Origin of the sequence: Agrobacterium sp. T29, from assembly GCF_006970545.1 — a bacterium.
GTDB classification, from domain to species: Bacteria; Pseudomonadota; Alphaproteobacteria; order Rhizobiales; family Rhizobiaceae; genus Agrobacterium; species Agrobacterium leguminum.
In genome coordinates this window covers 1,907,899-1,929,107 of sequence record NZ_CP040640.1, presented here as the reverse complement: position 1 = coordinate 1,929,107, position 21,209 = coordinate 1,907,899, and the positions used below count along the sequence as shown (strand labels likewise).

22 protein-coding genes are annotated in these 21,209 nt (G+C 61.0%); 10 read left to right on the top strand and 12 right to left on the bottom strand.

The window, feature by feature from the left end:
* Positions 1–95: 95 nt before the first annotated feature.
* Entirely contained in the window at positions 96–2,360 is a 2,265-nt protein-coding gene (locus FGF54_RS09795; RefSeq protein ID WP_142779541.1) for a methyl-accepting chemotaxis protein, read from the bottom strand.
* A gap of 189 nt (positions 2,361–2,549) precedes the next feature.
* Between FGF54_RS09795 and FGF54_RS09790 the strand changes: the two genes are divergently transcribed.
* The 5 genes from FGF54_RS09790 (at position 2,550) to FGF54_RS09770 (ending at position 7,218) form a co-directional block, all read left to right on the top strand.
* Positions 2,550–3,389, top strand: coding sequence for a glycosyltransferase family 2 protein (locus FGF54_RS09790; RefSeq protein ID WP_142779540.1), 840 nt, complete (start codon positions 2,550–2,552; stop codon positions 3,387–3,389).
* A gap of 20 nt (positions 3,390–3,409) precedes the next feature.
* The gene (locus tag FGF54_RS09785) at positions 3,410–3,697 is read left to right on the top strand and encodes a lipid-A-disaccharide synthase N-terminal domain-containing protein (protein ID WP_031233742.1); all 288 of its coding nucleotides are present in this window, start codon (positions 3,410–3,412) and stop codon (positions 3,695–3,697) included.
* Positions 3,672–5,180 carry a glycosyltransferase family 39 protein gene (locus FGF54_RS09780; protein ID WP_168208050.1) on the top strand — a complete coding sequence of 503 codons (1,509 nt, stop codon included), beginning with the start codon at positions 3,672–3,674 and terminating at the stop codon, positions 5,178–5,180. The genes FGF54_RS09785 and FGF54_RS09780 overlap by 26 nt, the downstream gene beginning before the upstream one ends.
* On the top strand, positions 5,170–6,018 hold the full coding sequence (locus tag FGF54_RS09775) for a phosphatase PAP2 family protein (RefSeq protein ID WP_142779539.1): 849 nt from the start codon (positions 5,170–5,172) through the stop codon (positions 6,016–6,018). The genes FGF54_RS09780 and FGF54_RS09775 overlap by 11 nt, the downstream gene beginning before the upstream one ends.
* Before the next feature lie 258 nt (positions 6,019–6,276).
* Positions 6,277–7,218, top strand: coding sequence for an IS110 family transposase (locus FGF54_RS09770; protein ID WP_142778744.1), 942 nt, complete (start codon positions 6,277–6,279; stop codon positions 7,216–7,218).
* A gap of 191 nt (positions 7,219–7,409) precedes the next feature.
* Here the strand turns inward: FGF54_RS09770 and FGF54_RS09765 are convergent, their stop codons facing one another.
* From FGF54_RS09765 to lgt, 6 genes are all read right to left on the bottom strand, one after another.
* Positions 7,410–8,342, bottom strand: coding sequence for a ribose-phosphate pyrophosphokinase (locus tag FGF54_RS09765; protein WP_003522877.1), 933 nt, complete (start codon positions 8,340–8,342; stop codon positions 7,410–7,412).
* Positions 8,343–8,563: 221 nt separating this feature from the next.
* Entirely contained in the window at positions 8,564–9,313 is a 750-nt protein-coding gene (locus FGF54_RS09760; RefSeq protein WP_142779538.1) for a hypothetical protein, read from the bottom strand.
* An 89-nt stretch (positions 9,314–9,402) separates the two neighbouring features.
* A complete protein-coding gene (locus tag FGF54_RS09755) occupies positions 9,403–10,554 on the bottom strand; it encodes a Xaa-Pro peptidase family protein (protein WP_142779537.1) in 1,152 nt (383 codons plus the stop codon).
* A 1-nt stretch (position 10,555) separates the two neighbouring features.
* Positions 10,556–11,350, bottom strand: coding sequence for a peptidoglycan editing factor PgeF (pgeF, locus tag FGF54_RS09750; RefSeq protein WP_142779536.1), 795 nt, complete (start codon positions 11,348–11,350; stop codon positions 10,556–10,558).
* Positions 11,351–11,501: 151 nt separating this feature from the next.
* The gene (locus FGF54_RS09745; RefSeq protein WP_142779535.1) at positions 11,502–12,602 is read right to left on the bottom strand and encodes a class I SAM-dependent methyltransferase; all 1,101 of its coding nucleotides are present in this window, start codon (positions 12,600–12,602) and stop codon (positions 11,502–11,504) included.
* 15 nt (positions 12,603–12,617) lie between these two features.
* Positions 12,618–13,430, bottom strand: coding sequence for a prolipoprotein diacylglyceryl transferase (lgt, locus tag FGF54_RS09740; RefSeq protein WP_035239431.1), 813 nt, complete (start codon positions 13,428–13,430; stop codon positions 12,618–12,620).
* A gap of 308 nt (positions 13,431–13,738) precedes the next feature.
* Here lgt and FGF54_RS09730 point away from each other — a divergent pair, with 308 nt between their 5' ends.
* From FGF54_RS09730 to FGF54_RS09715, 4 genes are all read left to right on the top strand, one after another.
* Positions 13,739–14,002 carry an accessory factor UbiK family protein gene (locus tag FGF54_RS09730; RefSeq protein WP_003522871.1) on the top strand — a complete coding sequence of 88 codons (264 nt, stop codon included), beginning with the start codon at positions 13,739–13,741 and terminating at the stop codon, positions 14,000–14,002.
* A gap of 428 nt (positions 14,003–14,430) precedes the next feature.
* Positions 14,431–14,931 carry a YbjN domain-containing protein gene (locus FGF54_RS09725; protein WP_003522870.1) on the top strand — a complete coding sequence of 167 codons (501 nt, stop codon included), beginning with the start codon at positions 14,431–14,433 and terminating at the stop codon, positions 14,929–14,931.
* A 1-nt stretch (position 14,932) separates the two neighbouring features.
* On the top strand, positions 14,933–15,751 hold the full coding sequence (gene proC / locus FGF54_RS09720) for a pyrroline-5-carboxylate reductase (RefSeq protein ID WP_065655726.1): 819 nt from the start codon (positions 14,933–14,935) through the stop codon (positions 15,749–15,751).
* A gap of 11 nt (positions 15,752–15,762) precedes the next feature.
* Positions 15,763–16,104, top strand: coding sequence for a tRNA-binding protein (locus FGF54_RS09715; protein ID WP_142779533.1), 342 nt, complete (start codon positions 15,763–15,765; stop codon positions 16,102–16,104).
* Positions 16,105–16,276: 172 nt separating this feature from the next.
* Here FGF54_RS09715 and FGF54_RS09710 read toward each other — a convergent pair whose 3' ends face one another.
* The 4 genes from FGF54_RS09710 to FGF54_RS09690 all read right to left on the bottom strand — a co-directional run bounded on the left by FGF54_RS09710 (position 16,277) and on the right by FGF54_RS09690 (position 19,751).
* Positions 16,277–17,656: an ATP-binding protein gene (locus FGF54_RS09710; RefSeq protein ID WP_003522867.1), complete on the bottom strand. Its 1,380-nt coding sequence runs from the start codon at positions 17,654–17,656 to the stop codon at positions 16,277–16,279.
* Between the two features lie 31 nt (positions 17,657–17,687).
* Positions 17,688–18,401, bottom strand: a complete 714-nt coding sequence (locus FGF54_RS09705) for a response regulator (protein ID WP_003522866.1) — start codon at positions 18,399–18,401, stop codon at positions 17,688–17,690.
* A gap of 2 nt (positions 18,402–18,403) precedes the next feature.
* A complete protein-coding gene (locus tag FGF54_RS09700; protein WP_031234081.1) occupies positions 18,404–18,910 on the bottom strand; it encodes a MarR family winged helix-turn-helix transcriptional regulator in 507 nt (168 codons plus the stop codon).
* Between the two features lie 241 nt (positions 18,911–19,151).
* Complete coding sequence (locus FGF54_RS09690; RefSeq protein WP_142779532.1) at positions 19,152–19,751, bottom strand: DUF1236 domain-containing protein; 600 nt, start codon at positions 19,749–19,751, stop codon at positions 19,152–19,154.
* Positions 19,752–19,982: 231 nt separating this feature from the next.
* Between FGF54_RS09690 and FGF54_RS09685 the strand changes: the two genes are divergently transcribed.
* Entirely contained in the window at positions 19,983–20,627 is a 645-nt protein-coding gene (locus FGF54_RS09685; RefSeq protein WP_020811278.1) for an MBL fold metallo-hydrolase, read from the top strand.
* Between the two features lie 118 nt (positions 20,628–20,745).
* On the opposite strand, the gene FGF54_RS09680 is transcribed toward FGF54_RS09685, so the two are convergent.
* The gene (locus FGF54_RS09680) at positions 20,746–20,961 is read right to left on the bottom strand and encodes a cold-shock protein (RefSeq protein WP_003494703.1); all 216 of its coding nucleotides are present in this window, start codon (positions 20,959–20,961) and stop codon (positions 20,746–20,748) included.
* Positions 20,962–21,209: the final 248 nt, after the last annotated feature.

Here is a 21,209-nt window from a genome sequence, read left to right as displayed (position 1 = left end):
GATCGCCGGCGTGTTCCCAGGGGCTTCGGCCCCTGGGAGCCCGGCTTCAAACAGAAAGGCCGGAGGTTTTGCCTCCGGCCTTTTTTCGTTGCGGTTTATGCCGCGTAACGCTGGTCCCGTTGGCGGGCGCCACCGACCGAGAATTGCCCCACCTGTTCGGTCAGGCCATCCGCCTCGCTGGATAGCGAGAAGGCGGCCGCCGTCGTTTCCTCCACCATGGCCGCATTCTGCTGCGTTACATGGTCGAGTTCGTTGACGGAGGCGTTGATTTCGCTGAGGCGGCCGGACTGTTCGCGCGATGCAGTGGCGATCTCGCCGATCTGGTCGTTGACTGACTGGATGCGTTTCTGAATCTGCTCGAGGCTTTCACCCGTCTTCAGCACCAGCGCCACGCCGCTTTCCACATCGCCCGCCGAGGTGGCGATCAGCGTCGTGATGTCCCGGGCGGCGGCTGCCGATTTCTGGGCAAGCTCGCGAACTTCCTGCGCCACAACGGCAAAGCCCTTGCCGGCTTCTCCGGCGCGCGCGGCTTCCACACCGGCATTCAGCGCCAGCAGATTGGTCTGGAAGGCGATCTGGTCGATGACATCGATGATCTGGCGGATCTTGGCCGACGAGGTCTCGATGCGTTCCATCGCGACGATCGCTTCTTTAACGACAGCCGTGGACTTGTGCGCATCCTGCATCGTGCCCGCCGTCGCCTCGACGGCGACATTGCAGCGCGACAGCGAGAGATTGACGGCCTGCGTCATGTCTCCGAGTGCTGCTGCCGCTTCCTCGAGTGCTGCGGCCTGGCGTTCGGTGCGCCGCGACAGGTCTTCCGATGCGCTTTTCAGTTCGCCGGAGCCGGAGCGGATGGCATTGGCGCTTTCGCCGATGTTGGAGATGGTCGCTTCCAGGCCTGCCATGGAGTTGTTGAAGTCGATGCGCAGATGATCGAGCGACGGCACGAAGGATTTGTCGATGCGGAGATCGAGCCTGCCGGCGGCAAGATTGGCAAGGCCGGTGGCGAGTGCGTCGACAGCCTCTTCCAGTTCTTTCGCGCTTCTTGCCTTTTCCATTTCCCGCTGGGCGCGTTCCTCGTCCAATTCTTCGCTCTTGCGATGGGATTCGGCTTCCATGCGCTGCTTGTCCAGAATGCCCTGGCGGAAGGATTCAAGCGCGCGCGCCATGGTGCCGATCTCGTCGCCACGGGAAACGGCCTTGATCTCAATGTTGTTTTCACCGCCGTTCAGGCGCTCCATCAGCCCCGCAAGGCCGGTCAGCGGCTTGGTAAGGCTCGCGGAAACGAAAATGCCGATCAGCGTCATGATCGCAAGCACGGCCAGCGTCGCGACCGTTGCCCAGAAGGCGAGATCGTTGGCGGCGGCGAGGACCTTGCTTTCCTGCTGGCCGATGGCCAAAAGATGTTTCTGTCCGAAGACGGAGACCGGGCGATAGGCATAGAAGATGTTGCCCGCAGGTGTCTGCGCCATCACCGTTCCGGCGTTGTTTGCGTTGGAAAGGGCGGCGAGGCTTTCGGAAACCGCAGCATCAGCGCCGCCCGAGAGTACGCCGGCCCGACGTTTGCCGTCGGCGCTCAGGAGAACGGCGTCATCGATGGTCTTGCCGGTTTCCTCGGGTGTTACCACCGCGCCGATGCGATCGGCGGCGATGCGCATGATGACGGCGCCCTTGCGCTGGAGCTGGCCCCAGTTGGAGACGGCGAGCGGCATGCCGATCATGGCCGAATCATTTTCGCCGCCGCTGAAACCGGTGGTGCTGACGACGCCGTCCTTGCCGGCTTCGATGCGGTCGAACAGGTCCTTGATCGCGGCGTTTTGCGGTTCCGTCACACTGGTGAGGAAGTTCTTCCCCTTGGTCACGGTGTAAATAATGAGGCCGGTCTTGTCGATCACATAGATGTCGCTGACACGGGTGTTGCGCCAGACGCTGGCGATGGCGGCGTTGATGGTGGCGTGGCGAATGGCGTAAAGCAGTCGCAGGCCTTCGCCATTGAAGGAGGCGCGCTCCTCTTCGGAGACGCCCTCGCGCCGGAAAGCCTGGATGATCGCATCCCTTTCCGTCGGTACAACGGTGGTCATCGTTTCCAGCGCCTGTGCGACCGCGGCGTTCTGCGACAGCTCGGAAATGCTCTGTTCGACGCGCAAAGTATAGGCGTCAAGCTGCTTGGACTGGTTGCCTGCAACCGTTTCGAGCCTGATTTCGCTGGCGTCGATCAGTCCTGACTTCCCCATTTCGTAGGACAACAACCCCACGGAAAGACATGAAACCAGCGTCGCGCCCGTGACGAGCGCTGCGAATTTGGCCTTGATCGACAATGATTTAGCTTTGACAGCAGTCGGATTTACACCCGGCATCCTGTTTCCTCCCCCCAAAAAACGTGGCCATACCGTGGCAAAAATTGTTTACGGTCGCGTTAAAAGCGCTGGGAATTGTACGATTATTTCCCGCATGCCGTGAAAAAATAGCCGGCCGCCACTGACGCGTTTCCCGTAATAAAACTGCAATAGAACGGGCGCATATCGAGTGAAGTTCAACGGCTGTTCATGTTCATGCAAGCTTTCCGCGCTCCTTCTCTCGCCACTATCAATGATGTCTGCGGACTGAATGCGGACGGATATGACGGAGCCAGCGTGAAACCGAGGCCGGATTTCGCCGTTGTCGTGCCCATGCACAATGAGCAAGCGAGTGTGGAAACGCTCGTGGCGGAGATTTTTGCCGCCTGCCAGCCCGTCGGCGCCTTCGAGATCGTGGTGGTGGACGACGCATCTTCGGACGGCACGGTCGATGCGGTGCTTGCGCTTGGCGATCGTTACCCGATGCTGCGGCTCGTCCGGCATGATCGTCAGGGCGGCCAGTCTGCGGCGATCCACAGCGGTGTGCAGGCGGCGCGTGCGCCTGTCATCTGCATGCTGGATGGAGACGGGCAGAACCCGCCGGACAATCTGCCGGCTCTTCTTGCGCCGCTTCTTTCCGCCAGCGCTCCCAGCCGGCTCGGCCTTGTGGCAGGCCAGCGCGTCGGCCGGCGCGATACGCTTGGAAAACGCCTCTCCTCCCGCTTCGCCAATGGGCTTCGGGCGCGGATATTGAAGGACGGCACGCGCGATACCGGCTGCGGGCTCAAGGCCTTCCGCCGCGACGCCTATCTCGCCTTGCCCTATTTCGATCATCACCACCGCTATTTTCCGGCGCTGTTCAATCGCGACGGCTGGCAGGTCACCCATGTCGACGTCACGCACCGGGCGCGGCTGCACGGAAATTCCCATTACACCAATATCGGCCGCGCGCTTGTCGGTATCCACGATCTGATCGGCGTCGCCTGGCTGCTGCGCCGGCGAAAGCGCTCAAGCTGGGCTGAAACTTTCAAAACGGAGACATCGCCGTGAATGCACCGGCTTTATGGTCCATGCTGCATGTGAACAGCTGGAAGGAATTTCTGTGGGTCTGCACCGGCTTCATGGGCCAGATGCTGTTTACCATGCGTTTTCTGGTTCAATGGATTTCTTCGGAACGGGCGAACCGCTCGGTCATTCCGGTGGCTTTCTGGTATTTTTCCGTTCTTGGCGGTCTGGTGCTGCTTTCCTACGCCATCTGGCGGCGCGATCCAGTCTTCATTCTGGGTCAGGCGTCCGGCCTTTTCATCTATGCCCGAAATCTCTGGTTGATTCATGCAGAACGCCGCCAGCATGCATGAGGCGGCGACCCTGCCTTATGCGCAGGCAGGCGATGAGCGCCGATGGCTGACATTTGCATTCGTGGCGATCGTCCTCGTAACCGCGCTGCGCGTCCTTGGGCTGGCCTTCAACCGCACCGACCTTTTCGTCGATGAGGCGCAATATTGGCTATGGGGCAGGGAGATGGCGCTCGGCGCCTATTCCAAGCCGCCCCTGATCGGCTGGCTTATCCGCGCGGCAACCATTCTGGGCGGCGGTGAGGGCACGTTTCAGGTTCGGCTGGCCGCACCCGTGGTGCATGGTGTGGCGGCGGCGGCCATCCTTGCGCTCGGCCGCATGATCTACGATGTCAGGCTGGCATCCCTGGCCGCCCTTATCTATCTGACCCTGCCGGCCGTAACGCTCGGCAGCCTGCTGATCTCGACCGATACGCCGATGATGCTGTTCATCGTGCTGTCGATGATCTCCGTGCGGAAGCTTGCGCTGGCCCGCAGCGAGGGCATGGCGGCGTTGGGCTGGAGCATCGCCCTCGGTCTCTGCTTCGGCCTCGGACTGATGTCGAAATATGCGATGATCTATTTTCTGCCCTGCTTCATCGCCGCCGGCTGGCTCTGTGAGGCATGGCGAATCCGGCTGCGTGACGCGGTCATTTCTGCGCTCGTCTGCGTTGCCGTCATCGCGCCCAATCTGTGGTGGAACGCGGCGCATGATTTCATGACGGCACGCCATACGGCGGATAATGCGAACTGGCATGGCGTCCAGCTGAAGATCGGCTCCGCGCTGGAATTCTTCTTCTCGCAGGCGGGTGTGGTCGGACCGTTCGTTTTCGTCGGCATGATCGTCGCAACAATTCGTGCGAAAAATGCCGAAACCCGGGCGCTGGTCGCTCTTTCGGTGCCGATCGTTCTGCTGATCACCGCGCAGGGTTTGATGTCACGGGCGCTTGCCAACTGGGCGGTCGGGGCCTATGCGGCCGGCGTGCTTCTGGCGGTGCCGGTCCTGGCGTCGCGGCGTTGGCTCACCGTGTCCACGCTTGTGCTCGGCGGCATCGTGGCCGTCGTGCTGCCGCTGATGACCATTGCCGGAACGCAATTGCGCCTGCCGAAAGGTGAACTGGCGATGGCGCGGTATCTAGGTCGCGCCGAGCTGGTATCGACCGGCCTGTTACGGGCGCGCGAGGCGGGTGCGGACGCCATCGTCGCTACCGACCGTTCGATACTTGCCGAGCTTTTTTATCAGCTCCGGGATGAGAAGCAGGTGATGACGCGCGCGCTGCCCGAAACCGGCGTGCCTTCCAGTCACTATGCGCTTCTTTACCCGCTGAAACCCGCTGAGGCGAAAAATCCCCTGTTCCTGGCAAGTGCGGATGGCCTGCCGGCCTGCCTTGCCGGCGAGGCGCCGGTCGCTCGCTGGACCGCCGGGCCGGGTTTCCTCGAAGGCAGGGAAATCGGCCTCTGGCGCCTGCTGCCGCGATGCATGCCGGAGGGCAGCAATGGACAATGATCTTTCGCATATGCGGATCACGATCTGGGTGACATTCGCCACATTGGCGCTCGTCATCCTGTTCGCGACCTTTCCCTCCATCGATCTCAGATTCTCTGCCCTGTTTTTCTCGCCCGTCGAACAGCCATGGTCCGGCCGTGAGCCGTTTCCCGAATGGTTGCGGGATACGCTGCGCGAAGGTACGGAGCTTGCCACCCTTCTGGCTTTCGTGATCCTTGTCGGTAATCTTCGGCTGGGTACGCTGCAAAGAACCGGCTGGCGGGTCTGGGCCTTCCTGTGCGGGCCGGTGATCCTCTGCGCCGGGCTTCTCGTCAATGGCGTGCTGAAGGCGACCATCGGTCGCGCGCGCCCATTCAGCGTCACCGAATTCGGTGGGCAGCAGCTTTTCACGCCGCCTTTCCAGTACAGTGCGCAATGTTATTCGAACTGCTCGTTTTCTTCCGGCGAAACCGCGCTGATCGCCAGTTTCTTCCTGCCGCTCTGCGTGCTCGTCTGGCCCCGGCTGCAACGGCGCGGACGGTTGGCGATGGGAAGCCTTGCTGCCGGCATGATCGTCCTCATGTCCGGTTTGCGCATCGCGGCCGGCGGGCATTTCCTCAGCGATGTGGTGATGTCCATCCTGTTTTCCGCCCTCACGACCCTGTTTCTCTACCGGGCGCTGGTGATCGGACGTCATCGCCATCTGTTTACCGGCGATGCGGTCACAGCCGATACGGTCAGTATCTGGCGTAACGGTTGTCATGCTGTTCTGACCCGGGTTCGGCGCTGGTGGCCGAAAATCAAGGCCGCAGCCTCACGTCTGCAACGGCCGCCGGATGCGGGCACGGCATCGTCTTAAGAGGAACTTCGGAGTTCGCTTAAATGAGGTGAATGGCGAAGCGCGCCAGACACTCCTGCGTCATCCTCGGGCTTGTGTGGAGGATTTGTGGTTTACTGGATGCATCAGCCGGGCATCGCAAACCCGGCTGATGCAGGCAGGCGGCCGTTTTTTCGGGCTGGTTTAGACAGCCGAGGACAAGCAAGGCCCTGCCTGCTCCCTTTGACCCCGAACGGTTGATCGGGCTTTTGCCCGCACCACAAGCCTGGGAGCAAGGCCATGATACACGATATCGCCGTCGTCGGCATTGACGTTTCCAAGCAGTATTTCGACATCCATATCCACCCCGCCGGTAAAAGCTTTCGTTGCGGTTCGTCACCGCACGAGATCACGCAGCTTGCCCGGCGTCTTTGGGAGCTGGGGCCGGTCGCCGTCGGCCTCGAAGCCTCGGGCGGCTATGAAAGTAGGCTGGCCGATGGTCTTCATGCCGCCGGCCTTGAGGTTTATATCGTCGCCCCCGCCCGCGTGCGCAGCTTTGCCCGCGCCATCGGCCAGCTGGCCAAGACCGACCGCATCGATGCGGCCATGATTGCGCGTTATCTGGCGGCGGTGCGGCGTGACCTCACACCCTACGCGCCTGATCCGGCTTGCCGCAGGATGCATGCGATCAGCGCCCACCGCCGGCGCCTGCTGGCCGAAAGGAGTGGGCTCGTCAGCCAGCTCGACACCATCGACGAACCGCTGGTGCGCGACCTGATCGAGGAGCGTCTGCGGACCATCGCACAGGATATTGCCACATTGGATGCGGCAATCGACGATGTGCTGACGCAGACGCCGAGGCTGCGCAAAAGCCATGCCCGCCTTCGCCAGGTCACCGGCGTCGGGCCGGTCCTGGCAACGGCGTTGCTTGCCGACATGCCGGAGCTGGGAAAAGTCTCTGCAAAAGTCGCCGCCGCCCTTGTCGGGGTGGCGCCTTATGCTCGCCAGTCGGGCGCAACCGAACGAAACGGGCGATGTGCAGGGGGCAGAAAACATCTGCGCGACATCGCCTATATGGCCGTACTCAGCGCCATCAAGGTCAGAGACCCTGTTCTTGGCGGCTTCTATCAACGGCTCAGAATGCGCGGCAAGCCTTTCAAACTCGCCATCATCGCAACCGTGCGAAAGCTCATCACAATCCTCAACGCAATCGCTCGATCAGACCCGGCATTCGCACAGTAGATCCACGGTTGCTTGTCCCTGAGGATCTGCGACCTGTTGATTTTATTCAACGTGACTAGGTCCTCGGCACAGGGCCGAGGATGACGTCGAGGCAACCAGCGATTTCAAGATGGAGCGCAGCCTGCCCGGAAATCTAAATCGGGCGGCAATTCGCCAAGCCCCAGAATGATTACCGAGGTTTCCGCAGCTGCTCAGTCGAACAGGCCGGAAACCGACTGTTCCTGTGCGGTGCGGTTGATCGCTTCGCCGAGCAGGCCTGCGGTGCTGACCACGCGGATATTATGCGCGGACTGGACACCGGTGGTCGGCTGGATGCTGTCGGTGATGACGAGTTCGCGTAGCTTCGAGGAGGCCACGCGGGCAACCGCGCCGCCGGAAAGCACGCCGTGGGTGATATAGGCGGTGACGCTGGTGGCGCCCTTTTTCAGCAGCGCCTCAGCGGCGTTGCAGAGCGTGCCGCCGGAATCGACGATGTCGTCGATGAGGATGCAGTCCTTGCCGGAGACATCGCCGATGACGTTCATGACTTCGGATTCGCCCGGACGGTCACGACGCTTGTCGACGATGGCCAGAAGACAGTCGAGGCGCTTGGCGAGTGCACGGGCGCGAACCACGCCGCCGACATCGGGCGAAACGACCATGACATTGTTGGTGTCGTAATGGTCCTTCACGTCGCGGGCCAGAATGGGCGCTGCGAAGAGATTGTCGGTGGGGATATCGAAGAAGCCCTGGATCTGGCCGGCATGGAGATCGAGGGTGAGAACGCGGTCGGCGCCGGCTTCGGTGATCAGATTGGCGACGAGCTTGGCGGAAATCGGGGTGCGGGGGCCGGCCTTGCGGTCCTGGCGGGCGTAACCGAAATAGGGAAGCACCGCGGTAATGCGCTTGGCAGAGGAGCGGCGCATGGCGTCGATCATGATGAGCAGTTCCATCAGATGATCATTTGCCGGGAAGGAGGTGGACTGGACGATGAAAACGTCTTCGCCGCGCACGTTCTCGCTGATTTCTACGAATATTTCCTGGTCAGCAAACCGCTTTACAGTGGCATTTCCGAGAGGAACGTTAAGATACTTGCAGATCGCTTCGGCAAGGTGCCGGTTCGAATTGCCTGCGAAAACCTTCATTGCGGCCGCCTGTTTCCATGCCATCGCCTTGCATCACGGGGCTCAATCCACCGTAACCAAGCGTCGTTCAAGGGGAGGAACATCCGGCTGAAAAGCCTTTGCCGGATACGCCTTGTTGCCATGCGCGCCTTAATAGCGCTGTTGCTTCCGATTGCAAGAGGACTCCGCGCTTTCGCAATGATTTTCGTGAAATCTCTGTGACTTCTCCCGCCGTTTTCACCTCATCCCTGTTGAGACTGCTTCCATGACGAATAGTCGTTGAGCGTTTTTGCAGCGATATCCTGCATGACCCTGTCGGTCACGGCGGCCCATGGATCGCTGCCTTTTGCCGCCACCGTTTCCTGCCCCTGCAGGCGGTGAAGCCGCACACCATTAGCGTCCAGAATGTCCCAGACGTAGACGACATTGACCTTGGCGCCATCGGCAAAGGCGGAGAAATATCCCTTCAGGATGTTTTCGGCCGAATTGTCGTTGGAGGCCCGGATGGTCAACCCCTTCGCCCGCGCTTCGGCCCCGAGCTGGCGCGACAGCGGTGTCACCGCCTGAACCGGCGCTCCGATGATCGGCAGGAAGCGGATGGAGTTTGCGGAAGAGGCGGGCGCAAGCGATGCCGTCTGCTGTGCGGGTGCGGGTTGAGCGGCGGCGGGTGGCTGGGCTGCGGTCTGGTTCTGGCGAAGCGGCTCGCCATACTGGCTGCCGTTGGACAGCGCCTGTGCCTGCGCCTGCAACGAGTTTTGCGGTGCGTAGGCGGGAACGGATGTTGCGGTTGCCGGAGCGCCCATGGGGGCGCGGTCGGCGGCGGCGGCCATCTGGTCGAGATCGCCCTGGGTCACGGGTGTCGATTGCGAGGCATTGTGGCCGACATCCACCTGCGGTGTCAGCGCTTCCGTCGTGTTGCAGCCTGACAGGGCCAGCATCATCGCTGGAACAATAATGGCCGGAAAAAGGGGGGTGAACCCCGTCCGGCTCATGCGATTTTCCCTCTCATGTTCCGCTCCTTCTTGCCCAAGGTGGCGCAATGTAAGGGCGGTTTTCCCGCTCTGTCAAACCCGGCGGCGATTTAAGCTGTGAGAAGATCGAGGTTGTGGCGCGAGAGCGGCTCCGGCGCGCCCTCCGTGGTCAGATAGGTCTGGCCGAGCGTCATGGCCGTGCCGGAATCGGAATCCATCACGATCATATGCACGAAGAGCGTCATGTCGGCGGTGATCTCCTGCGGATTGCCGGCGTGGAACATCTGATGCTCCATCCAGGACGGCGAGAAGCGCGCGCCCAGCGAATAACCGCAGGAGTTCAGCCGATGACGGGTCAAGCCGCGTTCATCCATCACGCGGGCATGGACGTCGAAGACATCGCCGAAGGTCTTGCCCGATCGCAGCACTTCCTCGATGGCGGTGAGGTTTTGCAGGCAGGCGCTGTATAGCTCCTTCTGGCGGAAATCCTGTTCGCCGATCACCACCGTGCGCATCATGGCGGCATGGTAATGGGCGCTGACACCCGCCCATTCCAGCGTCAGCTGATCCTTGGCGTCGAGCCTGCGGCGGCCGGCCTTGTAACGGCACAGCAGCGCATCCGCGCCGGAACCGACGATGAATTCATTGGCGGGGTAATCGCCGCCGCCGGCCAGAACCGCTCCCTGCATTGCCGCGAGGATCGCGGCCTCGTCCGCGCCGGGCCTGATGAGCGGCAGCGCCGCGTCCAGCGCCGCATCGGCCAATTGGCCCGCCTTGCGCGCATAGGCGATCTCGGCCGGGCTTTTGACGAGCCGCAGGGTGCTGACCAGATAGGAAGCGTCGCTCATCTGGCAGAAGCTGGCGAGCTGATTATCCAGCAGGCGGGCGACGCGGCCGGTCATGCCGTGCGTGTCGTATTCGACGCCGATCTTTGCGCCCAGCAGGTCGAGATCGCTCAGCAGGTTCTTGAGATCGAGCGTCGGGTCGGCATTGGGCCGGTCGACCCAGATCAGGATATTCTCGATGATGGAGGTATTGCGGGCCTGGCGCAGATCCGCCGAGCGGGTCAGAAGCGTCATGGAGCCGTCCGATTTGACCACCAGCGTCTGGAAGAAGCAGTAGCCGAACGTGTCATAGCCGGTCAGCCAATACATGCTTTCCTGCGCGAAAAGCAGAAGGGCGTCCAGCTTCTCCTCGGCCATTTTCGCGAGCAGCCGCTCGCGGCGGGCATCGAATTCCGAAAGCTCGAAATGCAGGGCCATGTCAGTCCTCCAGAATTGCGATTGCGGAAATCTGCCGGCCATAATCGGGTTCGGCGCGGTGGGTGGTGCGGCGGTAGGAATAAAAGCGATGTTCGTCGGGGTAGGTGCAGAGGCCGAGATTTTCCGCCTTCACACCGGCTTTCGTCAGCCGGTCGATGGTGAATTGCTTGAGGTCGAACAATGCGTGACCTTCCTTCTCCGTCCCGGCGAAATAATCCGCATAGGCCGGATCGATATCGGTGAAACGTGCGACATATTCCGGACCGACCTCATAATTGTTCTGACTGATCGAAGGGCCGAGCGAGGCGGCGATGCGCTCCCGGCTGGCGCCGAGCGTCGTCATGGTCTCAATGGTGTTTTCGAGCACGCCGAACAGCGCCCCTTTCCAGCCGGCATGGGCCGCACCCACGACGCCCGCTGCCGCATCGGCAAACAGGATCGGGCCGCAATCGGCGCTCAGCACGCCAAGCACGAAACCCGGTGTCGCGGTTACCATGGCGTCGGCCTGCGGGCGGCTGCCGTCATAGGTTTCATCGACCACGAGCACATCGGGGGAATGGATCTGGTGCACGGTGGCGAGGCGCTCCGCCGACAGGCCGAACCATTGCGTCACGCGCCGACGGTTTTCCTGCACCCGTTCCGGTTCGTCATGCGAGCCGAGGCCGACATTGAGGCCCTGATAAAGCCCCTCCGACACTCCGCCCTGCCGGGTGAAAAAACCGTGACGGATACGGTTTTTGCTATAGTCGGCGAGCAGGGGACTCTGGATGGGGAGCGGCAGCGTTGCGTTCTGCATGGTGCGGGAATTCCTTGGAGAATATCGCTGTTGGCCAGTGAGGTACGGTTAAGCGAGATGTTTCCGGTTGCCGCGGCGTTGCGCGGCGTGTGTGATGCAGTGTGCCTGCTTCGTGTGTCGCAGCGATGTTGGCCCAGAGGTGATTGCGCTGTCAATCCACCGCGCGAAACGGCAGGAGATGAAGCGCGGGACTTGAAACGGCGATGACCTTGAAAAGTTCCCCCATCTTGCCGGCGCCCTCGCCGGCGAGGCGGTTGACCGCTTCGGCGATTTCCAGCGTCTGGTCCGGCGTGGCCTTGGCGGCAAGCGCGGCCGCGCGTTCCTTGAGACCGAGGCCATAGAGAAAGTCGCCCTGTCTCAGGGTGCCGTTGACGTGTACGCCGGTTGCTTCGGCCGTTTTCACGAGGCTTTCGAAATCGACATGGCTGGTGAGATCGGCTTCGCCGGGATGCGCAAGCGCCGGGTCGAAGGCATGGTTGCGCATGGCCTGCAACGTATCGCCATAACCGGCGATCAGATGGCCGTAATCGATGGCGAGCGCCGTGCCGCCATGGACGGAGAGGCGCTGGCAGATCGCGGTCATCACGGCTTCGCGGGCAGGCGAAATCTCGAATATGGTGCCAATCGGCTGCCGTTCCGGCTGCGGCGGCAGCGAAGCCGGATCTATGCCGGCAAGCCCGGTCGAGAACACAAGTTCGTCATTGGCATCGAGGCTGACGACCCGTTCGCGAAAACCCTGCGGCGTCTTTATGAATTGCCGGATCGGAATGGCGTCGAAAAGCTCGTTGGCGACGAGGAGCAGGAAACCTTCCGGCACGTCGTCGAAACTGTCATGCCAGATCAGTCTGTCCGCATGTGCGGCCAGCGTTTCCTTCTGGATGGCGGAAAGGCGGGGGCTGGTTTCGACCAGATGCACCTGCATCGTCTCGTAAAGCGGCGGTGCGATGCGGCGGATGACGCGCAGCATGTCCGACATCATGGTGCCGCGGCCGGGGCCGATTTCCACCAGCTGCGTTTCCATGGGGGCGCCGTGCCTCTGCCAGGCATGAACCACGAAAACGCCGAGCATTTCGCCGAAAAGCTGGCTGACTTCAGGTGCGGTGATGAAATCGCCCGAACGGCCGAAGGGCTCGCGACTCCTGTAATAACCGTGCTCCGGATCGGCGAGGCAGAGCGAGAAGAAGTCGGTAACGCTAAGCGGACCGTTGAGCCGGATAAGTGATTTGATGCGTTGCGCGAGCGGTGTCGTCATGGCGGGTCATACCGTTCAGGCGCTTTTTGCCGCGCTGCGCGCCCGCAGAACCGCCCAGAGGCCGAGAGCGAACATGGGGGTGGAGAGCACCATGCCCATGGTCAGCCAGTTGCCGGCGAGATAACCGATCTGCGCGTCCGGCTCGCGGAAGAATTCCACGAAGATGCGCGACAGCGCGTAACCGCAGACGAAGATGCCGGTGACGACGCCGGGCGTCTTCAGCGCCCTGAAGGCATAGATGGCGATTGCAAGAACGATGACGAGCACGAGGCCTTCGAGACCCGCTTCATAGAGCTGGCTCGGGTGCCGCGCGAAGGGGCCGCCGGTCGGGAAGACGACCGCCCATGGCACGTCGGCGATGCGTCCCCACAATTCGCCATTGATGAAATTGGCGATGCGCCCGAACAGCAGGCCGATGGGTGCTACGGCCGCGACGACGTCGAACATGCTCCAGACCGGGATGCCGTTCTTGCGGGCGAAGAGGATCATGGCGACGGTGGTGCCGATCAGGCCGCCATGGAACGACATGCCGCCATTCCATATCTCGATTGCCCTGATGGGATTGGCGGCAACCGCGGCGAGATCGTAAAACAGGATGTAGCCGATGCGCCCGCCGAGCACGATGCCGCCGGCTGCCCAGAGGATGAAATCGTCAAGATGCTGCGCCGAGATCGGCGACGTCTCGTTCGGCCACAGGCGATCCGTGCGGGCGAGGCGGCGGGCGTAAAACCAGCCGAGCATGATGCCCGCGACATAGGCGATGCCGTACCAGTGGATCGAGAGCGGGCCGAGGGACAGCGCCACCGGATCGATATTGGGGAAGGGCATGATGGCGATTTGGGTGGGAGCGGCTAACAATCCGTATATTCCGTCATCGTTGCGGGGTGGACAACGGAACGAGCCATTGCCTGAAGGGGCCGGGCGATGATGCTCACCGGTCTCCCTGACGCCAAGGAAAATGGCGATTGCGATGGCGGCGGTCAAGGTGATTCTTCAAGCTCCGGTTCAAGATACCGTAGGCCATGCAAGCTCTTGCGATTTTTCGATTTCGCTTGCAAGGCGGCGATGGAGTGCCTACCTGAAGGCTAGCAACAGCGGGCAAGACGATGCCCCTGAACCGACGAAGGATGAGCGCCATGAGCACGACAGGCACCAACCGTTTTCTGGATGAATTCGCCAAGCTGATGACCGATGCGGCCGGCGCGGCGCAGGGTGTACGCAAGGAAGCCGAAGCCGCCTTTCATGCGCAGGCGGATCGCTGGCTGAACAGTCTGGACGTCGTCCGGCGCGAGGAATTCGATGCCGTTCGCGAAATGGCCATCCAGGCACGTGATGAAAACGACGCGCTGCGCGCCCGCATCGAGGCTCTGGAAGCGAAGCTTTCCGCCGCCAAAGACTGATTTTTCAACGCTTTTTCCGATGGGTCCCGGATCGCTTGCGATTCCGGGACTTTTTGTTTTCGGCCCATTCCGCCCGAAATGACTCCCGGTTGTTAAAAACGTCCCTCCGGCGCGAATTTTTTGGGGCCTGTGGACACTTCCAAAAAACGCAATCGGCAGAGTCGCTTATGTATCTCGCCTGAGGTGATGGGGGAGGAGATATCCACTGTTCAAAAAGCAAAAATGGCGGGGAAGGGGTGGCAGCAGGACTCGGCCATTATACACTGATTTTAAATGATGATTCGAAAAGACCTGGTAAGCTCCAGACAGGGTGAATGCGTAATTCTGGTGGTGTCGGGCAATCGTCTCAAATGTTTATCCCGGTTTGTATGTGCGTTTTGTGCCCGGCGTTCAAAACAGGACATTCCTACCGGCTGAGAAGGTGCCGCATGAGTCTGATAGAATTTGAAATTGAGCGTCAGTCCAATCCCGTGGACATGATCGAGATCGTCGCCGCCTCGAACGACTGGTCGTTCGAACGTTCAGGCGAAGATGAGATCGCCATGACTGTCGCCGGTCACTGGGCCGACTATCACGTCTCCTTTTCATGGATGGAAGAGTTCGAGGCGCTACATCTTGCCTGCGCCTTCGACATCAAGGTGCCGGACCAGCGCGTCAACGAAGTCATTCGTCTGCTCTCTCAGGTCAACGGTCAGGTGCTGATGGGGCATTTCGATCTGTGGCGGCAGGAAGATGTGGTGATTTTCCGCCAGTCCCTGCTTCTGGCGGGCGGCGCCGAACCGAACAACCAGCAGGTGGAAGTGCTGCTTTCCAGCGCTCTGGAAGCCTGCGAACAATATTATCAGGCATTCCAGTTCGTCGTCTGGTCGGGGCTGGATGCGAAAAGTGCAATCGAAGCGGTCATGTTCGAGACCGTCGGAGAAGCGTAAGATGGTATATAAGGCTTCCGGGCCGCTCGTCCTGGTGGGCGCCGGCAATATGGGCGGCGCTCTGCTTTCAGGCTGGCTGAAAAAGGGCGTGCCGGGATCGCAGGTCATCGTGATCGATCCGCGCCCTTCCGACGCGATGCGGACGACGATTGCGGAAGCCGGAGCCACCCATAGCGAAGGCGTGCCCGAGGGCGTGAAGGCCGGAATTCTTTTCGTGGCGGTGAAGCCGCAGATGATGGAAGCCGTACTGCCCTCACTGAAACCCCTGCTGGGCCCGCATACGGTCGTCGTTTCGATTGCGGCGGGCACCACCATCGGCACGTTCGTTTCGCATTTCGGCAAGGTTGCCGCCGTGCGGGCCATGCCCAATACGCCGGCCATGGTCGGCCGTGGCGTCACGGGGGCCTATGCCAACGAGCTTGTGACGCCGGAGCTTAAAACGGTGGTGGACGGGTTGCTGAAAGTCAGCGGCCCGGTCGAATGGGTGGATGCCGAAAGCGATATCGACGCGGTGACCGCGGTTTCGGGAAGCGGCCCGGCCTATGTCTTCTATCTGGTGGAATGCATGGCCGAAGCCGGCCGCAAGGCCGGTCTGCCGGCGGATGTGGCCATGCGTCTGGCACGCGAAACCGTGGCCGGCGCCGGCGAGCTGCTGCATCAGTCCTCCGACGAGGCGGCGCGCCTGCGCCAGAATGTCACCTCGCCGGGCGGCACCACGGCTGCGGCGCTGTCCGTTTTGATGGCCGAAGACGGCATGCAGCCGCTGTTCGACAGGGCGGTCGCTGCCGCAAAAACGCGCGCCGAAGAGCTGGCGGGTTGAAGGGGCGGGCCATGAGCAGTGAAATTTCCTATGCCGATTTCGAGAAGGTCGATATCCGCGTCGGCACCGTCATCGAAGCCGAGCCTTTTCCCGAGGCGCGCAAGCCTGCCTTCAAGGTGAAGATCGATTTCGGGCCGGAGATCGGTGTCAAGAAATCCTCGGCGCAGATCACGGTGCATTATACGCTGGAAAGCCTTGTCGGCCGGCAGGTTCTGGGCGTGGTGAATTTTCCGCCGCGCCAGATCGGCCCTTTCCGGTCCGAGGTCCTGACGCTCGGTTTTGCCGATGCCAATGGCGATATCGTGCTTGCGGCCGTTGAGCGCCCGGTGCCGAACGGCGAGAAAATGTGCTGATGGAACACGACGGCTCAGTGCCGGAGTGACGGAAACCGCAAGTCCGTGACACACTTTTCGATCCGGTGCTCTAGAGCATTTCCAGGAAAAGTGGAGCCCGGTTTTCCGTCCGGAAATGTGCCGAAACAAGGAGTTAGAGTGTTTTCGCGATTCGAAAAAAAGCGAAAAAACTCTAAGCCGGAATTTTTACGATTACCCGCAATCCGCCCATCGGGCTTTCATCGAGCGTTACGTCGCCGCCGTGGCTGCGGGCGATATCGCGGACGATGGAAAGGCCAAGGCCGGTGCCCGAAGCATTGAGGTTGCGCGCTTCGTCCAGCCGGAAGAACGGCTTGAACACATCCTCGCGTGAGTTTTCCGGAATGCCCGGCCCGTCATCGTCAAAGGTCATGATGATGGAACGCGGCGCCTTGCGGATATCGATGTGGAGATTGCCGGCGTAGCGCCGTGCATTTTCGGCCAGATTGGCGACGAGCCGGGACAGCGCATTCGGCCGCGCGATGATCCGCTCGATATTATAAAGCTCGTAGCTGAATTTTTTGCCGTGCAGCTCGAAATCATGGCCGATTTTTTCGAGAAGGGCCGGAAGCTCCAGCGTGCCGACATCCTCTTCGACATCGGTACGGGCGAAGGTCAGATAGGCCTCCAGCATCGACTGCATGTCCTCGACATCCTTGTCGAGCCCCTCGAGGTCGGGATTGTCGCCCGCGAGCGCCAGTTGCAGCTTGAAGCGGGTGAGGATGGTGCGCAGGTCGTGGCTGACGCCGTTCAGCATGGCGGTGCGCTGCTCCATCTGCCGCTCGATACGCTCGCGCATCAGGATGAAGGCGAGGCCGGCGCGCCGCACCTCGTCCGCACCGCGCGGGGAATAGCCGCTGATCTTCTGGCCCTTGCCGAAGTTTTCCGCCGCCTTGGCGAGCGCTTCGATGGGTTTGATCTGCCCGCGCAGGAAGAGGATGGAGATGGCGATCAGCACCAGCGACGCCCCGACCATCCAGACAAGGAAGATATGGGTGTTGGAGGCATAGGCCGAACTGCGGCGGGTGAAGACGCGCAGGGTCTTGTCTTCGAGCTGGATGCGGATTTCCACCAGCGAGCCGTTGCCATAGGTATCGATCCAGAACGGTCGGCCGATCTGCTGCGTTAACTGATCCGCCAGAATCCTGTCGAGGATCGAAAACAGCGGCTCCGGTCTTGGGGCCGGCAGGTCGGTCTTCGGTTCGATATAGACGCTGAGATCCAGCTTGTCGCGGGCGATGCGGATGACGCGCTGATAGTCGTCTTCCTCCGGGTCCGTCTGCAGCAGCTCGATGATCGCGGCGATATCGCGCGTCACGGCGGAGGAGAGGCGTTCCGTCACGAGCTGCCAGTGGCGTTCCATGAAAACGGCCGCGACCACGGCCTGAAGCAGGATCATCGGCAGGATGATGATGAGCAGCGAGCGGGTGTATAGGCCGGTTGGCAGCCAGTGGCGCAGCCATCTGCCTGACATGCGCCAGGCCTTGGCCGCGCCGCTGTTTCTGACCGTGCTGAGAAAATCGAGGCTCGCCATGGCCGTGCGTTCGCCCTTCGTTGAGTGCTCGTCAGTCCACGCTCAGGCGGTAACCGATGCCGCGCACCGTTTGCAGATAGACAGGATTGGCAGGGTCGTCCTCGATCTTTCGGCGAAGACGGTTGATCTGCACGTCGATGGTTCTTTCGCCCACTTCCGATTCCGCTTCCACCAGCTCGTGGCGGGGAATGGTATCGCCGGCGCGCAGCGCAAAAAGCAGCATGATCTCCTGTTCGCGATCCGTCAGGCGGATCGTTTCGGGGCCGCGCCGCAATTCCTTTTTGGGGATGGAGAAGCTGTAGGGGCCGAACATGATCTGTTCGATCTTGGGCGTATCGGGCGAGGTATTGCGCCGCAGGATATTGTTGATGCGAAGGACGAGCTCGCGCGGGTCGAAGGGTTTGGCGAGATAATCGTCCGCACCCGCTTCCAGCCCGGCGATGCGCGAATCCGCTTCCGACCGGGCGGTCAGAAGGATGACCGGCACGGATTTGTCCTCGTTCAGCGAGCGGGTCAGCGAAAGCCCGTTTTCGCCCGGCATCATCACGTCGAGGATGAGCAGATCGAAACGGATGCCCACCATTTTGCGCCGGGCTTCGGCCGCATCGGCCGCCACGGAGATGCGATAGCCCTTGTCGCCCAGAAAGCGCTGCAGGAGATCGCGAATGCGGGCATCGTCGTCGACGATCAGGAGATGGGCCGCATCGTCATCCGCCGGCGGACGTTTTGTCGGTGCTGTCGCCATCGTCACTCGTCCTCCACGGTGGTCGTCGTCGTCGGGCTGCGCATCTGCGCCAGGAACTTGCGCACGCAGGCGCGGGCGTCCGGCCCGAGACCTTCCAACGCACGGTCGATGCGGCGCGATTGCGGCTCGCTCAGCGCCAGCGCGAGTTCGCGGCCCGTCAGCGTGGGGTAAAGCCTGCGCTGGCGGCGGTCTTCCGGGCCTGCCATCTGGCGGATGTAACCGTCGTCGATCAATTGCTTCAGCACACGGGCAAGGCTCTGCTTGGTAATCTGCAGCGTATCGAGCAGATCCGCCACCGTCATGCCCGGCTGCCGGCTGACGAAATAGACCACCCGGTGATGCGCCCGCCCATATTCCAGTTTCGACAGAATGACATCGGGATCGGAGACGAAATCGCGATAGGCGAAGAACAGCGCCTCGATCGTGTCGAAGTCGATCTTGCCGTCGTCAACCTTCGGGAGTGCCGGTGTCTGCCTGGCGGCGGCGGTTTTGAGCGATTGCGGTGGCACTGCGGTTCCTTCATATTCTGCGGCTGTCTGATCATAGGCTGACGGGCGTCGATGCGCCAATATTCTGTAAACATAGCCGAAAATGCGTCCGCTCGGGAGAATGCCGCGATCATTTTCTGTTGCGGTGGATAATATGGCGCGGGTGCGGGTGCAACTGGAATCCTGAGTGGCCTTTACCGGAAATAGAAAAGAGCGCGGAAACTCCGCGCTCTTCATCCGTCTCTTGATGTCCGCCGTGCGTTTACTGATAGACGTAAACGATCCGTCGCGTCGAAGGTTCGACCAGAACCGGCACGTCGTTCACCTGGACATAACGATATTGATAGTCCGGAATTTCAACGAGACGCGTATCCGAAGGCAGCACACTACCGACGGCTATGTCACCATCATAGGTGACGGTGTCTGCGGGATGTTCGTCAATATAGGTCATCACCGATTGCGGTGGATCGACTTCGCCGACGCGGCCGAGGTTCGGATCGCCGGGATTGGGTTCTGCCTGCACGCTTGAGGTCGTTTCATAGGTCACGACCGGCACGCTGAGTTCCGAGCGGCGCTGTTCGAGAATGACCGGAGAGCCCTCATACATGACATTCAGATAATCGGCATGGGCCCAGCCGCGCAGGCCGTTGACTTCAATGCGGCACCAGCTGCTGCCTTCCATGCAGCCATCCAGAACCGCATTGCTGCCACGGGTGGCCAGCCCCACTTCGGGATAGTCTTCACCGGGGCCTGAGCGAACGGAAATATCCGATGCGGTGGTGGCGACCATGGCGGCGTTCGCGAAACCGGCCATCAAGGCGAAGGCGCCGCCAGCGATCAGCATTTTAAGCGTCTTGTCCATGTTCATCACTCCTTTCAAGACTGGAGCTAGAACGTCGCAACCATCGGGGCGTTCCACATTTTTTGCCGGCAATTCCCGCCATCCGCCGAAGCTTTATTGCTATCTAACTGTTTCTAATTCGATTTTTAGACTGCTTCAGTCGCCGGAAGCCGGCGTCTTTTCCGCCGCCATTGTGCCGCCACCGGTCGCGGGCTATAGGAGGCAGGAGCTTTCAGACAGGAGACGCAGGATATGGGAAAATTGCAGGCGGGCATTATTCCGGTCACGCCATTCGAGCAGAATTGCACCATCCTGTTCGATCAGGATACCAAGGAGGGCGTCGTCGTCGATCCCGGCGGGGATGTGGACGTCATTCTCCAGGTCGTGTCTGAAAACGGCATCGCGCTGAAGGAAATCTGGCTGACGCATGGGCATCTCGATCATGCCGGCGGTGCCGATGAACTGCGTGAAAAGCTGTCGCTGCCGGTCATCGGGCCGCATGAGGACGACCGGCCCTTGCTCGAAAGAGTTGAGGCGCAGGCCGAAAAATATGGCATTAGCGGTCTTCGGAACGTTGCGCCCGACAAATGGCTGAAGGACGGCGACAGGGTATCCTTCGGGGATCATGTCTTCGAAGTCTATCATTGCCCGGGCCATGCGCCCGGCCACGTCATATATTACAACCGCGACCAGAACTTCGCCCATGTCGGCGATGTGCTGTTTTCGGGATCGGTGGGGCGCACGGACCTGCCGGGCGGAAACCACGAGCAATTGATGGCGTCCATTCGCGACAAGCTTTTGCCGCTGGGTGACGATGTCGGTTTCATCTGCGGCCATGGTCCGGGCGGACGACTGGGTGAGGAACGGCTCACCAACCCCTATCTCAAGGGGCTCTGAGTACCGGCCCATTAGAGTTTTTCCGCTTTTCCTGGAAATGCTCTAAGGCCTGCGGGACCGCACAAAAAAACCCGGCATTCCTGCCGGGCTTCAACTAGAAAAGAAAGCCGTTTTAGGGTCAGCCAGCAATCTGCAGATTGACTGCCTTCGGCCCCTTGCCGCGACGATCCGGTTCCGTGTCGAAGCTCACTTTCTGATTTTCTGAAAGTCCGGACAGGCCAGAAGCCTGTACAGCAGAGATGTGAACAAAGATATCAGCGCCACCATTGTCTGGCTTGATGAAGCCGAAGCCTTTGTCTGTATTGAAGAATTTTACGGTGCCAGTTTCGGCCATGCATCAGGTCCTTTTCGCTCTGCCCGCGTTCAGCTACAGGCAGCATTACAGTTTTGCCCCGCGTGGGCGTTGGCAGGCAGTTTTTGACTATTGAGAAAATGGACCTTCGCAGCGGGAAGTAATGGCGTTCTCATCCAACGTTTTTCGTCCCACCGCCCGAGGTTTATAGCGTCCCCAGTGCGCAAAATTATAGGCCTTCCCATGCTCGCAAATTGCCCGAACCGCGGTAGAGTGATGCGTTTATCGAA

What these genes read in the sequence shown, in the direction of transcription:
- FGF54_RS09755 (WP_142779537.1), bottom strand. Translation starts at nt 10,554, where the DNA reads ATGGCCCTGCATTTCGAGCTTTCGGAATTCGATGCCCGCCGCGAGCGG.
- lgt (WP_035239431.1), bottom strand. Translation starts at nt 13,430, where the DNA reads ATGCCCTTCCCCAATATCGATCCGGTGGCGCTGTCCCTCGGCCCGCTC.
- FGF54_RS09725 (WP_003522870.1), top strand. Translation starts at nt 14,431, where the DNA reads ATGAGTCTGATAGAATTTGAAATTGAGCGTCAGTCCAATCCCGTGGAC.
- FGF54_RS09685 (WP_020811278.1), top strand. Translation starts at nt 19,983, where the DNA reads ATGGGAAAATTGCAGGCGGGCATTATTCCGGTCACGCCATTCGAGCAG.
- FGF54_RS09680 (WP_003494703.1), bottom strand. Translation starts at nt 20,961, where the DNA reads ATGGCCGAAACTGGCACCGTAAAATTCTTCAATACAGACAAAGGCTTC.
- FGF54_RS09705 (WP_003522866.1), bottom strand. Translation starts at nt 18,401, where the DNA reads ATGGCGACAGCACCGACAAAACGTCCGCCGGCGGATGACGATGCGGCC.
- FGF54_RS09790 (WP_142779540.1), top strand. Translation starts at nt 2,550, where the DNA reads ATGTTCATGCAAGCTTTCCGCGCTCCTTCTCTCGCCACTATCAATGAT.
- proC (WP_065655726.1), top strand. Translation starts at nt 14,933, where the DNA reads ATGGTATATAAGGCTTCCGGGCCGCTCGTCCTGGTGGGCGCCGGCAAT.
- FGF54_RS09765 (WP_003522877.1), bottom strand. Translation starts at nt 8,342, where the DNA reads ATGAAGGTTTTCGCAGGCAATTCGAACCGGCACCTTGCCGAAGCGATC.
- pgeF (WP_142779536.1), bottom strand. Translation starts at nt 11,350, where the DNA reads ATGCAGAACGCAACGCTGCCGCTCCCCATCCAGAGTCCCCTGCTCGCC.
- FGF54_RS09715 (WP_142779533.1), top strand. Translation starts at nt 15,763, where the DNA reads ATGAGCAGTGAAATTTCCTATGCCGATTTCGAGAAGGTCGATATCCGC.
- FGF54_RS09760 (WP_142779538.1), bottom strand. Translation starts at nt 9,313, where the DNA reads ATGAGCCGGACGGGGTTCACCCCCCTTTTTCCGGCCATTATTGTTCCA.
- FGF54_RS09690 (WP_142779532.1), bottom strand. Translation starts at nt 19,751, where the DNA reads ATGGACAAGACGCTTAAAATGCTGATCGCTGGCGGCGCCTTCGCCTTG.
- FGF54_RS09795 (WP_142779541.1), bottom strand. Translation starts at nt 2,360, where the DNA reads ATGCCGGGTGTAAATCCGACTGCTGTCAAAGCTAAATCATTGTCGATC.
- FGF54_RS09730 (WP_003522871.1), top strand. Translation starts at nt 13,739, where the DNA reads ATGAGCACGACAGGCACCAACCGTTTTCTGGATGAATTCGCCAAGCTG.
- FGF54_RS09775 (WP_142779539.1), top strand. Translation starts at nt 5,170, where the DNA reads ATGGACAATGATCTTTCGCATATGCGGATCACGATCTGGGTGACATTC.
- FGF54_RS09785 (WP_031233742.1), top strand. Translation starts at nt 3,410, where the DNA reads ATGCTGCATGTGAACAGCTGGAAGGAATTTCTGTGGGTCTGCACCGGC.
- FGF54_RS09780 (WP_168208050.1), top strand. Translation starts at nt 3,672, where the DNA reads ATGCAGAACGCCGCCAGCATGCATGAGGCGGCGACCCTGCCTTATGCG.
- FGF54_RS09710 (WP_003522867.1), bottom strand. Translation starts at nt 17,656, where the DNA reads ATGGCGAGCCTCGATTTTCTCAGCACGGTCAGAAACAGCGGCGCGGCC.
- FGF54_RS09770 (WP_142778744.1), top strand. Translation starts at nt 6,277, where the DNA reads ATGATACACGATATCGCCGTCGTCGGCATTGACGTTTCCAAGCAGTAT.
- FGF54_RS09745 (WP_142779535.1), bottom strand. Translation starts at nt 12,602, where the DNA reads ATGACGACACCGCTCGCGCAACGCATCAAATCACTTATCCGGCTCAAC.